This window comes from Streptomyces sp. 147326 (assembly GCF_045000215.1).
Classification (GTDB): domain Bacteria; phylum Actinomycetota; class Actinomycetes; order Streptomycetales; family Streptomycetaceae; genus Streptomyces.
Map to the genome: position 1 here is coordinate 7,814,410 of NZ_CP134201.1, position 20,508 is coordinate 7,834,917.

Annotated in this window: 20 protein-coding genes and 2 pseudogenes; 15 read left to right on the forward strand and 7 right to left on the reverse strand. The window is 69.9% G+C overall.

Annotation, left to right across the window (positions count from 1 at the left end; all coding sequences use genetic code 11):
* Positions 1–89: 89 nt before the first annotated feature.
* Entirely contained in the window at positions 90–1,073 is a 984-nt protein-coding gene (locus RIU97_RS35825; RefSeq protein ID WP_404961648.1) for a LacI family DNA-binding transcriptional regulator, read from the forward strand.
* 22 nt (positions 1,074–1,095) lie between these two features.
* On the opposite strand, the gene RIU97_RS35830 is transcribed toward RIU97_RS35825, so the two are convergent.
* Positions 1,096–1,326 carry a hypothetical protein gene (locus RIU97_RS35830; RefSeq protein ID WP_404961649.1) on the reverse strand — a complete coding sequence of 77 codons (231 nt, stop codon included), beginning with the start codon at positions 1,324–1,326 and terminating at the stop codon, positions 1,096–1,098.
* Between RIU97_RS35830 and RIU97_RS35835 the strand changes: the two genes are divergently transcribed.
* The 3 genes from RIU97_RS35835 (at position 1,325) to RIU97_RS35845 (ending at position 4,458) form a co-directional block, all read left to right on the forward strand.
* Complete coding sequence (locus RIU97_RS35835) at positions 1,325–2,266, forward strand: sugar ABC transporter ATP-binding protein (protein ID WP_404961650.1); 942 nt, start codon at positions 1,325–1,327, stop codon at positions 2,264–2,266. The two genes, RIU97_RS35830 and RIU97_RS35835, sit on opposite strands and share 2 nt — an antisense overlap.
* Positions 2,263–3,294 (forward strand): ABC transporter permease, encoded by a 1,032-nt coding sequence (locus RIU97_RS35840; RefSeq protein ID WP_404961651.1) that lies wholly within the window; start codon positions 2,263–2,265, stop codon positions 3,292–3,294. Before RIU97_RS35835 ends, RIU97_RS35840 begins: the two co-directional genes overlap by 4 nt.
* A 354-nt stretch (positions 3,295–3,648) precedes the next feature.
* Positions 3,649–4,458 carry a DeoR/GlpR family DNA-binding transcription regulator gene (locus tag RIU97_RS35845; RefSeq protein WP_404961652.1) on the forward strand — a complete coding sequence of 270 codons (810 nt, stop codon included), beginning with the start codon at positions 3,649–3,651 and terminating at the stop codon, positions 4,456–4,458.
* A 174-nt stretch (positions 4,459–4,632) separates the two neighbouring features.
* Here the strand turns inward: RIU97_RS35845 and RIU97_RS35850 are convergent.
* A pseudogene (locus RIU97_RS35850) lies at positions 4,633–4,719 on the reverse strand (DNA-binding response regulator); the annotation flags it as partial.
* A gap of 901 nt (positions 4,720–5,620) precedes the next feature.
* On the opposite strand from RIU97_RS35850, the gene RIU97_RS35855 reads away from it, so the two are divergent.
* From RIU97_RS35855 to RIU97_RS35885, 7 genes are all read left to right on the forward strand, one after another.
* Positions 5,621–5,863: a hypothetical protein gene (locus tag RIU97_RS35855; RefSeq protein WP_404961653.1), complete on the forward strand. Its 243-nt coding sequence runs from the start codon at positions 5,621–5,623 to the stop codon at positions 5,861–5,863.
* Entirely contained in the window at positions 5,860–6,735 is an 876-nt protein-coding gene (locus RIU97_RS35860) for a heparin lyase I family protein (protein WP_404961654.1), read from the forward strand. Before RIU97_RS35855 ends, RIU97_RS35860 begins: the two co-directional genes overlap by 4 nt.
* 98 nt (positions 6,736–6,833) lie before the next feature.
* The gene (galT, locus tag RIU97_RS35865; protein ID WP_404961655.1) at positions 6,834–7,883 is read left to right on the forward strand and encodes a galactose-1-phosphate uridylyltransferase; all 1,050 of its coding nucleotides are present in this window, start codon (positions 6,834–6,836) and stop codon (positions 7,881–7,883) included.
* Positions 7,880–8,839: a UDP-glucose 4-epimerase GalE gene (gene galE, locus RIU97_RS35870; RefSeq protein WP_404961656.1), complete on the forward strand. Its 960-nt coding sequence runs from the start codon at positions 7,880–7,882 to the stop codon at positions 8,837–8,839. The genes galT and galE overlap by 4 nt, the downstream gene beginning before the upstream one ends.
* Positions 8,836–9,969: a galactokinase gene (galK, locus tag RIU97_RS35875; RefSeq protein ID WP_404961657.1), complete on the forward strand. Its 1,134-nt coding sequence runs from the start codon at positions 8,836–8,838 to the stop codon at positions 9,967–9,969. Before galE ends, galK begins: the two co-directional genes overlap by 4 nt.
* 108 nt (positions 9,970–10,077) lie before the next feature.
* On the forward strand, positions 10,078–10,884 hold the full coding sequence (locus RIU97_RS35880; protein ID WP_404963060.1) for a DeoR/GlpR family DNA-binding transcription regulator: 807 nt from the start codon (positions 10,078–10,080) through the stop codon (positions 10,882–10,884).
* 176 nt (positions 10,885–11,060) lie between these two features.
* The gene (locus RIU97_RS35885; RefSeq protein WP_404961658.1) at positions 11,061–12,809 is read left to right on the forward strand and encodes a beta-galactosidase; all 1,749 of its coding nucleotides are present in this window, start codon (positions 11,061–11,063) and stop codon (positions 12,807–12,809) included.
* 82 nt (positions 12,810–12,891) lie between these two features.
* Here RIU97_RS35885 and RIU97_RS35890 read toward each other — a convergent pair whose 3' ends face one another.
* Positions 12,892–14,343: an RICIN domain-containing protein gene (locus tag RIU97_RS35890; protein WP_404961659.1), complete on the reverse strand. Its 1,452-nt coding sequence runs from the start codon at positions 14,341–14,343 to the stop codon at positions 12,892–12,894.
* Positions 14,344–14,841: 498 nt separating this feature from the next.
* Between RIU97_RS35890 and RIU97_RS35895 the strand changes: the two genes are divergently transcribed.
* From RIU97_RS35895 to RIU97_RS35910, 4 genes and pseudogenes are all read left to right on the forward strand, one after another.
* Positions 14,842–15,762, forward strand: a complete 921-nt coding sequence (locus RIU97_RS35895; RefSeq protein ID WP_404961660.1) for a carbohydrate ABC transporter permease — start codon at positions 14,842–14,844, stop codon at positions 15,760–15,762.
* Between the two features lie 4 nt (positions 15,763–15,766).
* Complete coding sequence (locus RIU97_RS35900) at positions 15,767–16,771, forward strand: carbohydrate ABC transporter permease (RefSeq protein WP_404961661.1); 1,005 nt, start codon at positions 15,767–15,769, stop codon at positions 16,769–16,771.
* 68 nt (positions 16,772–16,839) lie between these two features.
* Positions 16,840–18,171, forward strand: coding sequence for an ABC transporter substrate-binding protein (locus tag RIU97_RS35905; protein WP_404961662.1), 1,332 nt, complete (start codon positions 16,840–16,842; stop codon positions 18,169–18,171).
* Positions 18,172–18,350: 179 nt separating this feature from the next.
* A pseudogene (locus RIU97_RS35910) lies at positions 18,351–18,614 on the forward strand (aldo/keto reductase); the annotation flags it as partial.
* Here the strand turns inward: RIU97_RS35910 and RIU97_RS35915 are convergent.
* From RIU97_RS35915 to RIU97_RS35930, 4 genes are all read right to left on the reverse strand, one after another.
* Positions 18,554–19,027, reverse strand: a complete 474-nt coding sequence (locus RIU97_RS35915; protein ID WP_404961663.1) for a hypothetical protein — start codon at positions 19,025–19,027, stop codon at positions 18,554–18,556. The pseudogene RIU97_RS35910 and the gene RIU97_RS35915 overlap by 61 nt on opposite strands.
* Positions 19,028–19,036: 9 nt before the next feature.
* Positions 19,037–19,186, reverse strand: coding sequence for a hypothetical protein (locus tag RIU97_RS35920; RefSeq protein ID WP_404961664.1), 150 nt, complete (start codon positions 19,184–19,186; stop codon positions 19,037–19,039).
* Positions 19,187–19,288: 102 nt separating this feature from the next.
* Positions 19,289–19,951 (reverse strand): aldo/keto reductase, encoded by a 663-nt coding sequence (locus RIU97_RS35925; protein WP_404961665.1) that lies wholly within the window; start codon positions 19,949–19,951, stop codon positions 19,289–19,291.
* 81 nt (positions 19,952–20,032) lie between these two features.
* Positions 20,033–20,404 carry a DUF2255 family protein gene (locus tag RIU97_RS35930; protein WP_404961666.1) on the reverse strand — a complete coding sequence of 124 codons (372 nt, stop codon included), beginning with the start codon at positions 20,402–20,404 and terminating at the stop codon, positions 20,033–20,035.
* Between the last annotated feature and the right edge of the window lie 104 nt (positions 20,405–20,508).

The window sequence follows — 20,508 nt, forward strand, 5'->3', positions numbered from 1 at the left end:
GAGCAGAGGGGTTCGGAGGTCCGGTTCACATGCCGCGCGAGGTCGGAGCACGATCACAGAGGTCCCGTCCGCTGCGCCAGTCACCCTCCATGGCCGATGTCGCCGCGATGGCGGGGGTCTCGTCGCAGACGGTCTCCCGCGTGGCCAACAACCGGGACAACGTCGACGCGGCCACCCGCGACCGGGTGCTGGCCGCGATGAAGATGCTCGGGTACCGGCCCAACACGGCTGCCCGGGCGCTGGTGACCGGACGCTTCGGCACGCTGGGCGTCATCAGCTTCGACATCAGCGCCTACGGCAACGCCAGGACCTTCGCCGCCATCTCCGAGGCCGCCCGCGAAGCGGACCTGTTCGTGAACTTCATGGGGGCCCGGGCCCAGACCGGAGCCGCCGTGCGCCAGGCGTTCCAGCAGCTGATGGTCCAGTCGGTGGACGGGATCATCCTCATCGAGTCGCAGATCCTGGACACCCCCGAACTCCGGCTGCCGTCCACCGTCCCCGTGGTCTTCGCCGACGGGGACACCGGCCACCGCTACGCCAACGTCGACATCGACCAGGCCGAGGGCACCCGCAGCGTCGTGGCGCACCTGCTGGGCCTCGGCCACCGTACGGTCTGGCACGTCGCGGGGCCCCGCGACTCCTACGCGGCGCGCCGCCGGGCCGAGGCCTGGCACCGCTCGCTCAAGGATGCGGGCACCGTCGTACCACCGCTCCTCTACGGTGACTGGTCCGCGGCCTCGGGCTACCGCGCCGGACGTGAACTGGCCGGCCGCCCGGAGGTGACGGCGGTCTTCGCCGCCAACGACCAGATGGCCCTCGGCGTCATGCGCGCCCTGCAGGAGGCGGGGCGGCGCGTGCCGCAGGACGTGAGCGTGACCGGATTCGACGACGTTCCCGAGGCCGCGTTCTTCCCCGCCCCCCTCACCACGGTCCGGCAGGACTTCGACGCCGTGGGCCGCCACTGCGTCAGACTGCTCCTCGAGCAGATCGGCGGCGAGACGGGCAACCCGCGCCAGGCGTCGGTGGCGCCCGTCCTGGTGGTGCGCGGGAGTACGGCGCCCCCGGCCGGCTGAGGGGCCGGACGCCGGGCCGCCCTCAGGACGTCCGGGCTTTCGCCGCCCTGGCGGCGCGGCGCCCCGCCGCCACGGTGCCGAAGGTCTCGCGGTCGTCGAGGAAGCCCTCGAGGGCGAAGGTGGCGGCTCCGAGGCTCACCGGGTTGTCCGGCACGGTGCTCCGCTGGAAGGTGAGCGCCTGGAGCGTCGCCGGCAGCGCGTGCGCCGCGATGACCTCGCGGGTCTGCCTCAGCAGCGGCTCGCCGAGCCGCATGAAGGAGATCTTCCGCCTCGCCGACCGCATCGCCGTCCTGCGCGACGGCGCGGTCGCCGGCGTGCTGGAAGCCCGCGACACCAACGAGGGGGAGGTCGTCCGCCTGATGGTGGGCCGTGACCCGTCCTCCCTGTTCGTGCGGCAGGACGTCGCCCGCGACGAGGTGGTCCTGCAGCTGGAAGGTGTCACCACGGACGACGTCAGCGACATCGACCTCCAGGTCCGTGCCGGAGAGGTGGTCGCCCTGGCCGGACTCATGGGGGCCGGACGGTCCGAGCTGGCCCTCGCCCTCGCCGGCGACCGGCCCGTCCGATCGGGTCGCGTCTCCGTCAACGGCCGCCCCCTGCGTCTGCGCAGCCCCAGGGACGCGATCCGCGCGAGCATCGGACTCGCCCCCGAGGAACGCAAGGCCCAGGCGCTGTTCCTCCACCGCTCCATCCGGGACAACACCTCCCTGGTGAGCCTGGACCGGCTGCGCCGCTGGCGCTTCGTCCAGAGCCGCCAGGAGAAGGCGGTGGCGCAGGACTTCTCCGACAGGCTCCGGGTGCGCACCCCCTCGATCGAGCACGAAGTGCGCAAACTGTCCGGCGGCAACCAGCAGAAGGTCGTGCTCGCCCGCTGGCTGCTGCGCAAGCCCAAGGTCCTGATCCTCGACGAGCCGACGCGCGGCATCGACATCGGCGCCAAGGCCGAGATCTACCGCATCATCGCCGACCTCGCGCGGGAGGGGGTCGCCCTGCTGGTGATCTCCTCCGAACTACCCGAGGTCCTGGGCCTCGCCGACCGGATCGTCGTGATGCAGAACGGCCGCATCACCGGCGAACTCAACCGGTCGGAAGCCACCGAGGAAGCCATCCTCAACCTCGCCATGGCAGACGACCTCGCCCCCGTCGCATCCGACCGACCGCACACCGACTCCGCCGATGGAGACGCTCGATGACCACCACCCAGACGCCGGCCACCACCGAGAACCTCCCCGCTCCGGCGCGGAAGACCGGAGGGGCCCTGCTCTCCTCGGTCGGCGGGCAGAACCTCAGCCTGATCGGCGCCCTCGTCCTCGTCCTGGCCCTGTTCGGGTTCCTCAACGACAACTACCTCAGCCTCGCCAACATCCAGGTCATCGGCGAGGCGGTGACGATCACGGGACTGCTCGCCATCGTCCAGACGGTCGTGATCATCTGCGGCGGCCTCGACATATCCGTCGGCTCCCAGGCCGGTCTGGCGTCCGTCGTGAGCGCCATGGTCTTCACGTCCGGCGGATCCAACCCCTACCTCGGGATGGCCGCCGCGATCGGCATCGGCATCCTCGTCGGCGTGGTCAACGGCGTCGCCATCGTCTACGGCCGGGTCAACCCCACCATCGCGACGCTCGCGGGCCTGGCCGCCTACAAGGGCGTGGCCCAGCTCGTCTCCGACGGCCGCGCGCAGGGCTACGTACTCAACGATCCCCTCTTCGTGTTCCTCGGCCGGGGGAAGATCGCCGGGGTACCGGTGATGATCTGGATCCTGGTGGTCGTGGCGCTGGCGGTGCACGTCATGCTGAAGTACACGGACATCGGCCGCAACATCTACGCGATCGGCGGCAACGACACCGCGGCGCGCCTGGCGGGTATCAACATCAACAAGTACCTGGTGGCCGTCTACGCGCTCATCGGTGTGGTGGCGGCGGTGGCCGGCATCCTGCTGACCGCGCGGACCGGCTCGGGGCAGCCCGTCTCGGGAAGTGAGGGCCTCGAACTCAAGGCCATCACGGCGGCGGCGCTCGGTGGCTGTGCGCTCAAGGGCGGCAAGGGCGGCATCGGCGGCACGCTCCTGGCCGTGGCGCTGCTCGGCGCGCTGGAGAACGGACTGACCGTCGAGGGCATCAACACCTTCTGGCAGAACGTCGCCCAGGGCGCCCTTCTCGTCGGCGCCGTCGTCATCCAGCAGCGCCGCAGCGGTGAACGGGCCGTCGGACTGCCCCACTGACACGGCGCGCACGACGGTAGTGCGCTCGGTACGACGAGGCCCGCCCCGTGAGGGGCGGGCCTCGTCGGGCGAAACGGCCCTCCGGCCTGAAACGCGATCAATCACACGGAGGGCGAGGGGGACCGGGGAGAAGCCTTTCGGCACCCACCGCCGTTATTCGCCATAAATGCTTGCGCGGACAAAAGAGTGGGGGCGGTCACCAGGGCTGGTCGGTCGGATACGCAACCCGGCAAATCCGTCCTTCGGTACGAACGTTCGGCGGATGAGGTCCTGCGTACCCCTTGCCCGCCCTTATTGGATGCAGTGTACAATTGATCTCTGTCTGGAATTCGCTAGAGATCATTGGGTGGGACTGTGACGGAGTCGGCACCGCTGGCGGCCCAGCGGCGAGAAGTGATCCTCGATACTGTGCGCCGCAAGGGAGCGGTGCGCGTTGCCGCGCTCGTGGAACAGCTCGGGGTGTCCGACATGACCATCCGCCGCGACCTGGACGTGCTCGCGAGGGCCGGGGCGGTCGAGAAGGTGCACGGCGGAGCGGTGAGTACCTCCGGCACCACGGGCGACGAGCCCGGGTTCGAGACCAAGTCCACCCTCAAGTCGGCGGCCAAGGCCGCGGTCGCCGAAGCGGCCGCCCAACTGGTGCAGCCCGGAAGCGTCGTGGCGATCTCGGGCGGGACGACGACGTACGCCGTCGCCCACCGTCTGCGCGACATCGCCGGCCTGACCGTGGTGACCAATTCCCTGCCCGTCGCGGAGCTGCTGCGGTCGTTCGGGACGGAGGACGGTTCCGCGGCCCCGACCCTGCTGGTCACGGGCGGGGCCCCCACCAAGTCCGCCTCTCTGGTCGGGCCGTTGGCGGACCAGGCGATCCGCTCCCTGCAGGTCGACCTCGTCATCGTCGGCGCGCACGGCGTTTCCGAGCGAGCCGGGGTGACCACTCCGAACCTCGCGGAGGCGGAGACCAACCGCACCCTGATCTCCGCCGCGACCCGGCTGGCCGTTGTGGCCGATCACAGCAAGTGGGGCGTTGTCGGGCTGAGCCGGTTCGCCGGCCTGTCCGAGATCGACTACTTCGTGTCCGACGACGGACTCGCCGAGCAGGCACGCACCGTCCTCGGCGAGCAGGTCGGCCGGCTGATCCTGGCGGACACCCAGGGGGCGTGAGGGACGAGCGGCGCGCCGTTGCCGCTGAAACCGCCCGTCAGGGCTCGGTGGGAGTGAGGTCGAGCGGGCGGCCGGACCGCCGGACCGTCAGGCCTGCGGGTCGATCCGCAGGTCTCCGAATTCCGTCGCCGACGTCAGGGCGATGTCGCGCCCGTCGGGCAACCGGCGGCGCGGCAGCGCGCACCGTATCCGTGCCACGAGGACCGGTATGTCCAAGGGTTTCGTGACGTAGTCGTCGGCGCCTGCCTCAAGACCCAGTAGCGCCGGAGGGCGAGCAATGTGGCCCCGCGCGACAGCGCGTCGGCCTCGACCAGCAGTACGGAGGTCATCGGCCGGCCCCGCCCGCCCGCGCACGCCTGGTGTGCCGCCGGGAGCGGCGGTGGGCATCGTCGTGGCCCCGTCCATCGTCCGCCTTCGCCCGTATCCGGAACCACGCGCGCCGGCGCCCCGAAATCGTTCAGAACCAAAGCGGCATTTCTGCGCTCATCTGAGGGAGTGGCGTAATTTCGGCCATCTATCAGACGGGTGTCAAGCAATCGTCGCGGTCGAGGAACTGCCCCGAAATGCATTACGCTGCACGCCTCTTGAGCGCCGGCAGCGGTGCAATGCATTCGCTCCGAGACATCTTGGCCGCATATACGGCGTTGCGTTATGTCCGCCGTGACGGTCGAGCAACAGGAGAGGGGGAAACGGCGACAGCGCCGGCACGCAGTACGTCGGCTACTTCTCGGCGCCGGACGCGGTGTGGGATCGGCGCAGACCGGCGCAGGCCGGTCTTCGACAGGGTCGTAGAGGGGCTAAGGCCGCCGACCTGAGCCAACAACTGAGCTTCGCGCCACCGTAGTTGCGGGTTCGTTATCGAACGGGCGGGGTTCTCCCCTGGTTCTCCCCCCTCCCTGCCCAGTAGGGTCGCGGCAGCTTGAGCCATCGGCGCGCGCCTGAGAGCGCAGTACCGGAAGGCCGGTCTTCGCGCACCGACTGTGCGTGTGAAGGGCCTGTGGTCTGTCCTGCCGTATCGGGCCCGGTCGCCCATTCCCCGCTGTGATCTGGCGGTCTCCGTCGGAGGCCTCATCGGCTTCTCCGTCCCGTCCCATTCCGTTCCGTTCCGTGCCTGCCGCCGTATCGCCGGCTGAAGTCTCCATCCCTTTTCGCGCAAGGACGCATGCCCGTGCCCCGCGCCGTACCGCTGTCACCCGCCGGCCGACCGGCCCGCCTCCTCATCGCCTGCACCACCGTCCTGCTGGTCGTCGGTCCCACCGCCGGCTCCCCGGCGGCCGCCGCCGATTCCGTGTCGTACGACTTCGAGTCCCCCTCCCAGAAGTTGCCGTTCATGGCGATCAACGGCTTCGGCCGTGTCCTCATCGGGCCCGCGCCCGGAGGGAGGCGGGACAGGCCGCGCGCGTGAACATCCCCAACGACGGACGTTCGTTCAAGTCCGAGCTGGTCATCAAGGGCCTTGACGCGGGCAGTCATCGCTTCAGCTTCGCCAACTACCTCCCCGGCGACTGGCAGGAGCGGGATCTCGACACCATCGTCGCCCAGTGGTTCAGCACCCAGGACGACGGCGAGGGCATCAAACCCGTCGTCGCACTCTCGATCCACGGTGCCAACTGGCAGCTGAAGGTCCACTGGATGAGCAGCGGTGAGATACAGGAGACCGTCATCCCGCTCGGTGCTGCGCGTCTGGGTCATTGGAACCGGTGGACCTTCGACGTCACGTGGTCCTCCGCCGGCAGGCCCGGTTCGATCGCCGTCGCGCGGGACGGCGTCACCGTCGGTTCGCACCAGGGCGCCAACAACTACCACCGCGGCGATCCGCCGCACTTCAGGATCGGCGCCTACCGCCCCAACTGGCGCCCCGAGAAGGGGCCGTCGAAGCGGGTCGGAGCATCCGAAGCGGTCCTCTTCCTCGACGACATCGCCATCACCAGCACGGCCGCCGGTTCCCGACCGGACGTCCATCCGACCGCACCCGGTGGTGCCGCCTCCCCTTCGGAGTCCCCGGCGCTGTCGCCCAGCCCCGCCCCCACGGGCTCGCCCTCCACCTCCTCGTCCGCCCGGACCGGCGAAGCGCCTGCCGGTGATGACACCGCTCCCGGAGCGACGGCGCACGAGGTGCGGACCGACGCGACCGCGCACGGGAGCGCCGGTCGGATCGGCGTCGCAGGGGGCGCCGTCGGCGCCGCCGCGGCCCTGGCCGGCGGTGCATTCGTCCTGCTGCGGCGACGCAACGCGACGGGCTCGCCCCGAAGGGCCCGCCGTCGGTCGCACACCTGACAGGAGCACACGTTGACTTTGGTTGTTTTCTGTTTACTCTTGTCGACGTATGGCTCGCCATAGCGCCGTACCGCACTCCGAGAGACGGGCACGTTTCCGTGAAGAGAACCACGACGAAGCTCGCAGACGGCCGCGAGCTGATCTACTACGACCTCGACGAGAGCGCCGAGCGCGACACGGTCGACCGGCGTGCGCCGGAGCCCGTCGACAGTCACCCGGAGCTGCGCCTGGACCTGGCGACCGGCGACTGGGTCACGATCGCCTCGCACCGGCAGGGACGCGTCCACCATCCGCCGACCGACGAGTGTCCCCTGTGCCCCTCCGGGAACGGGCGCCACAGCGAGATCCCGGCGGCGGACTACGACGTGGCCGTGTTCGAGAACCGCTTCCCCTCCCTGGCAGGGCGCGTCGGACGCTGCGAAGTCGTGTGCTTCACGCCCGAGCACGGAGCGAGCTTCGCCGATCTGACCGAGGACCGTGCCCGGCTCGTACTCGACGCCTGGACGGACCGCACCGAGCGGCTGTCGTCCCTTCCCGGAGTCGAGCAGGTGTACTGCTTCGAGAACCGCGGTGCGGAGATCGGCGTCACCCTCGCCCACCCGCACGGACAGGTCTACGCCTTTCCCTTCGTACCACCGCGGACCGCCAAGATGATCGCCGTCGCCGACAAGCACCGGTCCGTCACCGGCGGGAACCTCTTCGAAGACCTGCTGGCCGAGGCCCGGGCCGCCACGTCGCGCGTGGTCCTGGCGGGGGAGCACTGGACGGCGTTCGTCCCCTATGCCGCCCGCTGGCCGTACGAGGTGCACCTCTATCCCCATCGCCGCGTCCCCGACCTCACCCACCTCACGGAGGCCGAACGCGCCGAGTTCCCCGGGATGTACCTGGACCTGTTGCGCAGGTTCGACCGGCTGTTCCGTCAAGAAGGGGAGGCCGCGCAAACCGCCCCGACCCCCTACATCTCCGCGTGGCACCAGGCACCGAAGACCGGTGGGCAGGAACTGGCGCTGCACCTGGAGCTGTTCACGGTCCGCCGGTCGGCGGGCAAGCTCAAGTTCCTCGCCGGGGTCGAATCCGGCATGGACTCCTTCGTCAACGACATCGCCCCGGAAGACGCGGCCCGGCGGCTCCGCGAGGCCGCGTCATGAGCAGGTATTTGGTCACCGGTGGGGCAGGCTACATCGGCAGCGTGGTCACGGCCCGGCTCCTCGCGGCCGGACACGAGGTCACCGTGCTGGACGATCTGACCACCGGCGTGGTGGAAGCCGTCCCGGAAGGCGCCGACTTCGTCTTGGGCGGGGTGCTGCAGGCCGACGTGCTGCTGGACGCCGAATACGCCGGGGTGCTGCACTTCGCCGCCTCCTCACAGGTGGCCGAGTCCGTGCGCGACCCGGAGAAGTACTGGCGCAACAACGTGGCGGGCTCCTTGGAGCTGATCACCGCCATGCGCCGGGCCGGCGTGGGCACCCTGGTGTTCTCCTCCACCGCGGCCGTGTACGGGGACCCCGAGCAGGTGCCCATCGCGGAGGACACCCGGACCGCACCCACCAGCCCCTACGGCGCGACCAAACTCGCCGTCGACCACCTGATCACCGGCGAGGCCGCCGCCCACGGGCTGGCCGCCGTGTCCTTGCGGTACTTCAACGTCGCGGGAGCCCATGCGGGCCACGGCGAGCGCCACGAACCCGAGTCGCACCTCATCCCGCTCATCCTCCAGGTGGCCCTGGGGCAACGCCCCCACATCGACGTTCACGGCGACGACTACCCCACGCGCGACGGCACCTGCGTACGCGACTACATCCACGTCGCCGACCTCGCGGAGGCCCACCTGCTGGCCCTGGATGCCGCCCGCCCCGGCGAGCACCTGATCTGTAATGTGGGCAACGGCGAAGGGTTCACGGTCCGCGAGGTGATCGACTCCGTACGACGGGTCACGGGCCGTACGATTCCGGAGATCGTCCGCCCCCGCCGTCCCGGCGACCCCGCGGTACTGGTCGCGTCCGCGGCCCGCGCACGCGAGCGCCTCGGCTGGCGGCCCCGCCGAACCGACCTGGATTCCATCGTGGCTGACGCCTGGGCCTTCGCACGCGAGGTGACCGTATGAAGCAGACCTTCCGGCGCATCTACGGCGCCCATCCGGAGGGGGTCTGGGCAGCGCCCGGCCGGGTCAACCTGATCGGCGAGCACACCGACTACAACGACGGCTTCGCGCTGCCCATCGCCATCCCCCAGCACACCCTGGTCGCGGCGCGGCGGCGACAGGACGGCCGGTTGCGGCTGCACAGCGCCCAGGGGGACGGCCCGGTCATCGACCTCCTCGTCGCCCAACTCACCCCCGGAGCCGTCACCACGTGGGGGGCCTATCCGGCGGGGGTGGTCTGGGCGCTGCGCGAGGCCGGGCACCAGTTCGGGGGCGCCGACCTCCACATCGACAGCGCGGTGCCCGTCGGCGCGGGCCTTTCGTCCTCCGCCGCGCTCGAGTGCGCGGTCGCCTTCGCCTACAACGACCTCTACGGGTTGAATCTGAGCGCACCCGCCCTCGCTCTGATCGGCCAGCGTGCGGAGAACGGCTTCGCCGGCGTGCCGTGCGGGGCCATGGACCAGTTGGCTTCCGCCTGTTGCACCGCGGGTGCGGCCCTGCACCTGGACATCCGCACCGGCACCCACGAGCAGGTCCCGTTCGCCCCGGAGGCACAGGGGATGAGCCTGCTGGTCGTCGACACCCGTGTGAAGCACGACCTCGGGGACGGCGCGTACGCGGCCTTGCGGGCCGGGTGCGAGCAGGCCGCCCGTCTGCTCGGGCTGGCGGCACTGCGCGACCTCACTCCCGCGGACCTGCCCCGGGCGGCCGGAGCCCTCCCCGCCCACCTGATGCCCCTGGTCCGGCACGTGGTGACGGAGAACGCACGGGTCACCGAGGCCGTCTCGCACCTTCGGGCCGGTCACCTGGCGGCGTTGGGTCCGATCCTCACGGACGGCCACGCGTCGCTGCGCGACGACTTCCGGATTTCCTGTGCGGAGAGCGACCTCGTGGTGGACACGGCCCTGGCGCACGGAGCGCTCGGGGCGCGCATGACAGGCGGCGGTTTCGGCGGGTCCGTCATCGTGCTGGCCGAGGAGGGCCGGGTGGAGACGATCGGCGACGCTGTCACCACTGCGTTCGGCTCGGCCGGGTACCAGGCTCCGCACCTGTTCCCGGTCTCCCCGGCCGCCGGCGCCCGGCGCATCGCATGAGAACGCGGTGAGGTCGAAGCCCGGCGACGTAGACTGTTCGTTTGTGAGGAATGCCGTGTGAGTACGACGGCCAACACGGACGGCGCGCAGAGGAACGGGGACGAGATCGTGACCGAGTCAGCACGCCTCGCACCCCAGCGGAGAGCTCTCATCCTCGACATCGTGCGCCGCGACGGAGCCGTGCGGGTGGCCGATCTCGTGGAACGGCTGGGCGTCTCGGACATGACCATTCGCCGCGACCTCGACGTGCTCGCCCGTACCGGTTCCCTGTCCAAGGTGCACGGGGGCGCCATCAGTGCCTCCGTCACCACCGGAGACGAACCACCCTTCGAAACGAAAGCCGGTCTGGAGTCGCGGGCCAAGTCGGCGGTGGCCGAGGCGGCCTCCGCCCTCGTGAAACCGGGGAGTGTCGTCGCCATCTCCGGCGGGACGACGTCCTACGCGGTGGCCGCCCGGCTCCGGGACGTCCCGGGTCTGACGGTGGTGACCAACTCCCTGCCGGTCGCCCAGCTGCTGCGGCCCACGGGGGCCGAGCCCGGCTCCGCGGGTCCCACGCTGCTCCTGACCGGCGGCACTCCCACCAAGTCCGCCTCTCTCGTCGGACCTCTCGCGGACCAGGCGATCCGCTCCCTCCAGGTGGACCTGCTCATCATCGGCGCCCACGGCGTGTCCGAACGTGCCGGCGCGACGACTCCGAACCTCGCGGAAGCCCAGACCAACCGCGCGCTGATCGACTGCGCCACTCAGGTTGCCGTGGTCGCGGACCACACCAAATGGGGCGTCGTGGGTCTCAGCCGGTTCATCGCGCTCTCGGAGATCGACTACTTCGTCTCCGACGACGGCCTCGACCCCGAGGCGTGCTCCGTCCTGAGGGATTCGGTGGGACAGCTGCTCCTGGGCGCCACCCAGCCCTGATCCCGGCCGGCACACGCCCGTCGGCCCCAGCCCGGCCCCGCTGCTGCCCGCGGGAACATTCACGAGCGTGACAGACGGAGGGACTTGCCATGTCGTGAATGTTTACGTAAACATTCAGAGGGGCGACAGCCCCACGGCGCGATCCGCGCATCCCTGCTCAGTTGAGGAGCACGCGCATGCCCCTTCTCCAGATCGAAGACGACGGATTCCGGCTCGACGGCGATCCCTTCCGCATCCTCTCCGGCGGACTGCACTATTTCCGCGTCCATCCCCACCTCTGGCGCGACCGGCTGCACAAGGCCCGTCTCATGGGGCTCAACACGGTGGAGACGTACGTACCGTGGAACCTCCACCAGCCGCGGCCCGACGAGTTCCGCATGGACGGCGGCCTCGACCTGCCCCGGTTCCTCGATCTCGCCGCCGCCGAGGGGCTGCACGTACTCCTGCGGCCCGGCCCCTACATCTGCGCCGAATGGGAAGGGGGCGGCCTGCCCTCGTGGCTCCTGGCCGATCCCGCCATGCGGTTGCGCAGCCGCGACCCGCAGTTCCTCGCCGCGGTCGACGGCTACTTCAGCCGGCTCCTGCCCCCGCTGCACGACCGGCTTGCCACCAGGGGCGGGCCGGTGCTCGCCGTACAGGTGGAGAACGAGTACGGGGCGTACGGAGAGGACACCGCCTACCTGGAACACCTCGCCGACTCCCTGCACCGCCACGGCGTCGACGTCCCGCTCTTCACCTGTGACCAGCCGGCCGACCTGGAACGAGGGGCCCTGCCCGGAGTGCTCGCCACCGCCAACTTCGGCAGCCGGTCGGCGGCACACCTCGCCACCCTGCGCGCCGCCCGGCCGTCCGGACCGCTGCTCTGCACGGAGTTCTGGATCGGCTGGTTCGACCGATGGGGCGGCAACCACGTCGTCCGCGGCGCGGAGCAGGCGTCCCAGGAGCTCGACGAGCTGCTCTCGACGGGGGCCTCCGTGAACTTCTACATGTTCCACGGCGGCACGAACTTCGGCTTCATGAACGGCGCCAACGACAAGCACACCTACCGGCCGACCGTCACCTCCTACGACTACGACGCCCCCCTCGACGAGGCCGGCGACCCGACCGAGAAGTTCGCCGCCTTCCGCAAGGTCATCGCCAAGTACGCTCCGGTCCCGGCGGAGTTCCCGCCCGCGCGCGCGGCGAAGTTCAGCCTGGAGGCGGTGGCGCTGACCGAGAGCATCGGTCTGCTGGACGCCGCGCCGGCCCTCGGGGACGCCGTGGCCTCGCGCCGTCCGCTGACGATGGAGGAACTCGGACAGGACTACGGCTTCGTGCTGTACGAGGCGGACCTGCCGGACGCCGGGCCCGCCCTGCTCGAACTGGAGCAGGTGCGCGACCGCGCCCAGGTCTTCCTCGACGGCCAGCCCGTGGGGGTGCTGGAGCGGGAGGGCCACGAGCACTCCCTCACCTTCACGGTCCCGCGGCCGGGCACGGTCCTGACCGTCCTCGTCGAGAACCAGGGGCGCGTGAACTATGGCCAGGGCATCCACGACCGCAAGGGGCTGCTCGGCGGCGTTCTGCTGAACGGGTCCCCGCTCGAGGGATGGACCAGCCGTCCGCTGCCGCTCACCTCGCTCGAGGACCTTCCGTTCGGCGCCGGGTCGTCCACGCCGACCGGGCCGGCCTTCTACCGTGGCACCTTCGACGCGGACCGGACCGCCGCCTTCCTCCACCTCGACGGCTGGACGAAGGGCAGTGTCTGGGTCAACGGCTTCGCCCTCGGCCGGTATTGGTCTCGCGGCCCCCAGCGCTCGCTGTACGTGCCCGGCCCGGTGCTGCGTGCGGGTGCGAACGAAGTCGTCGTACTCGAACTGCACGCACCCGGCCGGGAACGAAGGGTGGCCTTCCGGGACGCACCCGACCTCGGCCCGGTCGAGGACTGACCGCCCCGGCGACCGTGTGGGGCCGTGTCCCACGCCGTGGATTCACACGGCCGCACCGGTGCCGGGGGCGAGGCGGGGCAGGTCAGACGGCCGAGCGCCTCCACTTCTGGTTGTCGCCGCCGTTGCACGTCCACTGGACGAGCCGCGCGCCGTCGGCCCAGGAGTGGTTCGCGACGTCGAGGCACTTGCCGCTGTGCTGGGCGACGAGCCGCATGCCGGTCGGGCCTGCCTGGGCCGTCTTCCACTTCTGTCCGGGCGCGTCGCCGCAGGTGACCTGTACGACGGCGGCGCCGTCATCGGAGGACGCGTCCCGGACCGCGAGACACTTCCCGCTGTGGCGGAGCATGATCCGCACCGTGCCGTCTCCCACGCCCCGGAACCACACCTGCTGGTTGACGCTGCCCGCCGTGCAGGCCCACTGGATCAGCGCGGCGCCTTCGGCCACCGACCAGTCGGCGGCATCCGCGCACTTGCCGCTGTGCGCGGGGGTCAGGATGTTGCAGTCCCCGGTGCCCCGCACGGTGCCGGCTTCCGTGGAGATGATGATCTGGGGGTAGTAGTCCATGGAGAGGGTGGTCCTGCTCGGGAACTTCAACGGGAGCCAGATGTACTGCGAATCGTTGACCGTGCCGCCCATGGAGTTGCCCCAGCGGTCGCCCATGTACAGGTAGGTGGTGGCACCGGCGCCCTCCACGGGCAGCACGAAGGCCGTCTGGGAGCCGTAGGTCCTGCCGTCGCCCAGGTCCCGCAGAGAGCTCCAGGTGCCGGTGACGCTGGCTGCCGTGCCGTACTTCTGCTGGTTGGGGGACCAGCCGGTCGCGCCGGACGTCACCAGGAAGTAGACGCCGTCGCGTTTGAACAGGGCCGCAGCCTCGCGCGACTGGCCGGCCCACAACTTCTGCACCTGGGTCTCGATGCCGGTGTAGTCCGCGGTGAGCCGGTAGATGTGCAGGTCCGCGTTCTCGTTGGCGGCGGAGATCATGTAGCCGGTGCCGTCGGTGTCCACGAAGGTGGTGATGTCCCGGGACATGTGTCCCAGCGGCCGGAAGCTCCCGCGCCAGGAGTAGTCGCCGTCGACCGTGGAGGAGACGGCCACCGCGGCACGGGCCTCGCTGTAGTCGGTGGCGCTGCCCTCCTTGTGCATCCACATGACGAACTGCCCGGTGGCGCGGTTGTACATCACCTTGGGGCGCTCGATGTTGGCGGTGGCCAGCTCCGGGTCGGTGGCCTGGGACAGGACGTGGCCGCGGAGCTCCCACGTCTTGAGGTCGGTGGAGCGGTAGGCGGAGACGTACCGGAAGCTGTTGTCGGGGTTCCGGTCCTCTCCGAACCAGTAGTAGTACTCGTCCACCTTGATGGCCCCTCCGCCATGGGCGTGGACGGGCCGGCCGGCGGGATCGGTGAACTGCGTGGCGTTGATGACGGTGACGGGGGAGGGGGAGGCTGCGGCGGTGCCGAGACCGCCGAGGAGGCTCGCGAAGAGCGCGGCCACGACGGCGAACAGGGCTGTCAGGTAAGGGGGGTGACGTCGCATGAGTACCTCGTGACGGCTGGCGGGTGGAGAGCCGTGGACGGGCGGTGCGCCCACGGCTCCGGAACCGACGGCGGCGCCGGCCCCGGTGCAGGCGATGTTCCACACGCGTTATGTTTACGTAAACATTGCGCGGGCTGGCTGCGAGTCTGGGAGCCATGCCGGGGCCTGTCAAGCAGTCGGACGTGAATCGTCACAACCGGCCCGGGTGGCGCTCCTCCGCCCAACCTCACGTGTGACGCCCCGGGTTGGATGGGGTGGTCCGCGGCCGACTGCTCGTGAGAACGCCACGCCAGGGCGGACACTGCCGCCCGGTGGCTCATTTTTCGGCCAGCGGGCGCAAGGTGCTGGACGCTCCCAGGTGGGAGTGCCACCATCGCGTACCGATGGTTACGTAAACATTTCTCATCAGGTCCTGCCCCATGAGGCCGATTCCGGCCCGGAGGCCGTCATCGCTTCCCTCCGTCGCGGACCTGTAGGTCACTGACACAAGGACCCACCATGACGCTCCTGCCGTCACCGGCAAAAGCAGTCCCCCCGCCCCGTTCCCGTTCGCGCGCACGTCGGAACGCCCTCGTCGGCTGGGGGTTCGCCGGACCGTTCGCAGCGGTGTTCGCCCTCGTCTTCCTGGCTCCCATCGGGTACGCGTTCTACCTCAGCCTGATGCGCGACCGGCTCATCGGCGGCACCTCCTTCGTCGGCGCGGACAGCTACCTCCAAGCGCTGACCGATGCGCGGTTCTGGGAGGGGTCGGCCCGGGTCGGGCTGTTTCTGCTCGTCCAGGTGCCGGTCATGCTGGGGATCGCGCTGCTCGTCGCGCTCGCCATCGACAGCGGCCGGCTGTACGGCAAGGCCTTCTTCAGGGTGGCCGTGTTCCTGCCCTACGCCGTACCGGCCGTGGTGGCCAGCCTGATGTGGGGGTTCATCTACGGCACCAGGTTCGGCCTGGTGGGCAACCTGAACGACGCGTTCGGCCTGGCCCTGCCGGATCCGCTCTCGCCCTCACTGGTGCTCGCCTCCATAGGCAACTTCGTGACCTGGGAGTTCGTCGGATACAACACCTTGATCTTCTATGCCGCCCTGAAGGTGGTTCCGCGCTCCTTCTACGAGGCGGCGGCCATCGACGGCGCCGGGGAGTGGCGCATCGTCACCGCGATCAAACTGCCGGCCATCCGCAGTGCGGTGGTCATCGCGACGATCTTCTCGATCAACGGCAGCTTCCAGCTGTTCAACGAGCCGAACATCATGCAGAACCTCGCTCCCAACGCGATCACGACCGACTACACCCCGAACCTCTACACGTACTCGCTGGCCTTCTCCGGGCAGCAGCACAACTACGCGGCGACCATTGCCATCGTGATGGGCGTCTTCACCGCGGTCATCGCCTACGCGGTCCAGCTCCGCGGTATGCGGAAGGGCTGAGCACATGATCACGGATCCCACCGGTGTTTCCTCGGACACGAGGGAGCGCACCGTCCGCTCCGGCGCGGACTCGAGCGGCGCCGCCGCCCGATCACCGAGGCCCCCGGCCACCGAACCGCCCCGTCCGTCGCCGCCGCGTCGTCGCCGACGGCCCCACACCCCGCTCGATCCCAAGCCCAGCATCCCGCTGACCCTGGGGGCCGGACTGGTCCTCGTGTACACCCTCCTGCCTCTCGTGTGGCTGGTCGTCAACGCGACCAAGGACCAGGAGGACCTCCTCGACTCCTTCGGTCTGTGGCTCGGCAAGGACTTCCAGCTCTGGGACAACATCTCCCGCACGCTGACCTATGACGACGGCGCCTTCGTCCGCTGGACACTGAACACACTGCTGTACGTCGCCGCCGGTGCGGGCGGTGCGACGCTGCTCGCCGTGCTCGGCGGATACGCGCTGGCCGTGTACGAGTTCCCGGGCCGCCGAGCCGTGTTCGCCGTCGTCATCGGGGCGGTGGCCGTCCCCGGCACGGCCCTCGCCGTCCCCACGTTCCTGATGTTCAGCGGCATGGGCCTGGCCAACACTCCCTGGGCAGTGATCATCCCCTCCCTGGTCTCGCCCTTCGGGCTCTACCTGATGTGGGTGTTCACCGCGCAAGCGGTACCTTCCGAACTGCTCGAAGCCGCCCGCATCGACGGTGCCGGTGAGCTGCGCATCTTCTTCAGGATCGCCCTGCCGCTGCTGATGCCGGGAACCGTGACGGTGCTGCTCTTCTCCATGGTCGCGACATGGAACAACTACTTCCTGCCGCTGATCATGATCAAGGATCCGGACTGGTACCCGCTCACCCTCGGTCTCAACGCGTGGAGTGCCCAGGCCAGGACCGCGGGCGGCGAGCCCGTGTTCGACCTCATCATCACCGGATCCCTGCTCACCATCGTGCCGATCGTCGTCGTCTTCCTCCTGCTCCAGCGCTACTGGCAGTCAGGCCTGGCCGCCGGCAGCGTCAAGGAGTGACGCGCCCGGCTTCGTGCCCGGTCCCTCCCGACCCACTTCATCCGCACACCGAATCAGGAGCACCACCGATGAGAACGAACAGCCGCCGCCGGATCTTCGCCGCCGTCGCCGCGACGTGCCCCCTGACCCTCGGCGCCACCGCCTGCGGTTCGCCGGACCCGGGGGCCGACAGTTCCGCGAAGGACGTGGCGTCAGCACTCGAAGCCGGAGGCAAGGTGACGGTGTGGGCATGGGAGCCCACGCTGAAGAAGGTGGCCGCCGACTTCGAGAAGAAGTATCCGAAGGTGGACATCGAGCTCGTCAACGCGGGCACGGGCGACAAGCAGTACACCGCGCTGCAGAACGCCATCGCCGCCGGCTCGGGAGCCCCGGACGTGGCTCAGGTCGAGTACTACGCCGTCGGCCAGTTCGCCATCGGCAAATCCCTGGAGGAGCTCTCCCGCTACGGCGCATCCGCCCACGACCAGGCCTTCACCACCGGTCCCTGGAACGGGGTCAAGTACGGCCAGGGGATCTACGCCCTCCCCATGGACTCCGGACCCATGGCGCTGTTCTACAACAAGAAGGTATTCGACCGGCACGGCATCGCCGTCCCCACCACCTGGGACGAGTGCGTCGAAGCGGCGCGCGCCCTGCACAAGGCGGACCCGAAGCTCTACATCACGAACGACACCGGGGACGCCGGCGCCACGACCAGCCTGATCTGGCAGGCGGGCGGACGCCCGTACAAGGTGGAGGGCACCGAGATCGGCATCGACTTCGGTGACCCCGGAACGGCTCAGTACGCGGGTACCTGGCAGAAGCTCATCGACGAGCGACTGCTCGCGCCGGTCACCTCCTGGAGCGACGAGTGGTACAAGGGTCTGTCGGACGGCAGCATCGCCACCCTGTCCATAGGCGCCTGGATGCCCGCCAACTTCGTCTCGGGTGCACCCGCCGCGTCGGGGGACTGGCGCGTGGCGCCCCTCCCGCAGTGGACCAGGGGTGCCAAGACGGGTGCGGAGAACGGGGGCAGCTCCCTCGCCGTGCCGAAGGCGTCGAAGAACAAGGCGCTGGCCTACGCCTTCATCGAGTACGCGACCACGGGAGCCGGGGCCACGGCCCGCGCCTCCGAGGGCGCCTTCCCCGCCACGCGTGCCGACCTGGAATCGCAGGCCTTCCTGGACACACCGTTCCCCTACTTCGGGGGGCAGCAGGCCAACCGGATCCTGGCCGACGCGGCCCGTGACGTCGCCGCGGGCTGGTCGTACCTGCCGTACCAGGTGTACGCGAACTCCGTCTTCAACGACACCGTCGGCAAGGCGTACGTCTCCTCGACGACCCTGACCCGGGGACTGGAGGCCTGGCAGGCCACAAGCGCCAAGTACGGCACGGAGCAAGGATTCACCGTCACCAAGTAGCGCAGCGGTGGCCAGGAGCCGGTCGAGGCCGTGCTGTGCGGCCTCGACCGGCAGCGGCAGCGGCTGCGGGGCCACCGGCCCCGCGGTGCCTTGCCATCACCGCCGGGAACTCAGGCCCCGGGGCCGCGCAATGTTGAGATACGTTGATTCAGTTCTGATTCTGATGGAAATCGGGCAGGATGTGCGACATGAACTACCATGCCGCGCAAGACCGCTACGCCTCCATGACCTACCGCCGGGCCGGACACAGCGGTGTGCAATTGCCTGTCGTCTCGCTGGGCCTGTGGCACAACTTCGGTGACGGCCAAGCGTTGGAGGCGCAGCGGGCGGTGCTGCGCCGGGCCTTTGACCGAGGTGTCACGCACTTCGATCTGGCGAACAACTACGGGCCGCCGTACGGGAGCGCGGAATGCAACTTCGGCCACCTGTTCGCGCAGGACTTCCGTGTCTTGTCGCGCGCCCGGACCTCCGTACAGCCGGCAAGGTAGCCGCTGCCCAGACCGATCACCCGGCTGATGTCGACGCGCGCGGTGAACTCGTCGAACGGCGTGCTCACTTCCGCCTCGCAACGGAACAGAACCGCTTCGTCCAGGTAGCGCCACCGCATGCCGTCGGCGTCCGGAGGGACGGCCGCGATCAGCTGGTCCAGCGGTTCCAGATGACGGGCCACCGCTTCGAACTCCGCAGGCCCGAAGGCCAGTACATCGACGCCGAGCGGCGTCGCCGCCGTGCGGATCGCGGCGTCATCCGGGCGGATCCGAAGGGTGGTGGCCAGCTCTGTCGCCAGCTCCGCCGTCTGGTCGACGACGCTCAGCACCCTTCGCAGTGCCTCTTCGGCCAGGGGGATGTCGGGCATGATCCCGTGCTACCCGGCGCCGTCATCTCCCACACCGGCCGTCCCCGTCAGCGATGAAGCCGTCGGATCGCTCATATGGACTCGGCCGGCCCGGCGTGCCGGCTCGGCGGGGGCTTCGATGAGGTTGAGGTAGACGGCGCCGCTGAAGCGTCCGGTCACGGCGGCGGCTCCTGTCAGCAGTGCCCCGCGCGGGACGGTGCGCCGGCTTGGCAGATCGGCGTGGTGGGGTGCGATCACGGTGGACGGCTTCCGGGGCGGCGTTCAGCTGTCCAGGCGGCGCTTGCTGAGCCCGGCGACCATTTGGGGGTCGTGGTGGTCGAAGAACAGCGTCGTGCCGGTGTCGAGATGGGCGATCTCCGCCATCTGCTCGTCGGTGAGTTCGAAATCGAAGACGTCGAAGTTCTGCGCCATGCGGTCGGGGCTGACCGACTTGGGGATCGTGACGATGCTCCGCTGGATCAGCCAGCGGAGTACGACCTGGGCCGCGGACTTGTCGTGTGCCTTGCCGATCTCGCTGAGGACGGGGTGGGTGAACATGCCGTCGGCCTGCGGGACCCGGATGGCCTCGGCCTGCGCTCCTCCGACACCGCCGGCGCCGTACCAGCCGCCGTGCGGGCAGGCGGTGTGGAAGCCGTCCCGGCAGATCGGACAGGTGTTGTCGGAGAATGCGAACGGGGAGATCACGAAGTCGCCCCGCTTCAGCCCCCGGACGTCGGAGCCGGTCTCCTCGACGACGCCCAGGAACTCGTGCCCCATGGGCACGCCCTCGTCGGTCTTGTCCATGGAGTGGTAGGGGTGCAGGTCGGAGCCGCAGACACTGGCCAGGGTGATCCGGACGATCGCGTCCCTGGGCTCGACGATGGCCGGGTCCGGCACGTTCTCGATCCGGACGTCGCCGGGACCGTACATGAAGGTGGCACGCATGGAAGATCTTGCCTTTCGTTGGTGCAGAAGCTCCGTGAGCTGCCAAGAGGGCCGGCGCGGTGCCTCGGGCGGCCGACGGCGTCAGCGCGGTTCGAGGCGCAGGGTGGAGGCGCGGGCCGGGTCGGTCAGAACGTGCTCGACGATGCTCGTGTAGCGCCCGTACTTCTTCCGGTAGGCGGCGTCCACCCCCGCGTACTCGCCGGGGTCGGCCCGGTGGAAGGTGACGTCCTGCCGGACTCCTCCGGCTTCGATACGGCCCCGGTGCAGCGACTGCGTCCCCCGGAACCAGGGGCCGTCGGGGCCTTTGACCGACCGGACGTACAGCCGGCCGCCGGAGCGGACCACCCACATCGTCACCGGATCGCGCAGGGTGCCGTTGGCCCGTTCGGATGCGAGATCCAGCTCCTCAGCTGCGGCGACCTTGTCCAGATCCGTGCCGTTCCAGTCCGCCATCGTCTTTCCCTTCCGGTCTGCAGGGCTGAGAGCCGGGCCCGTGCCCGGCCGTGTCGCCGTCCGTCACCTTCACCGTTGCCCGCCTCCATGGGGCCCGCCAGCTG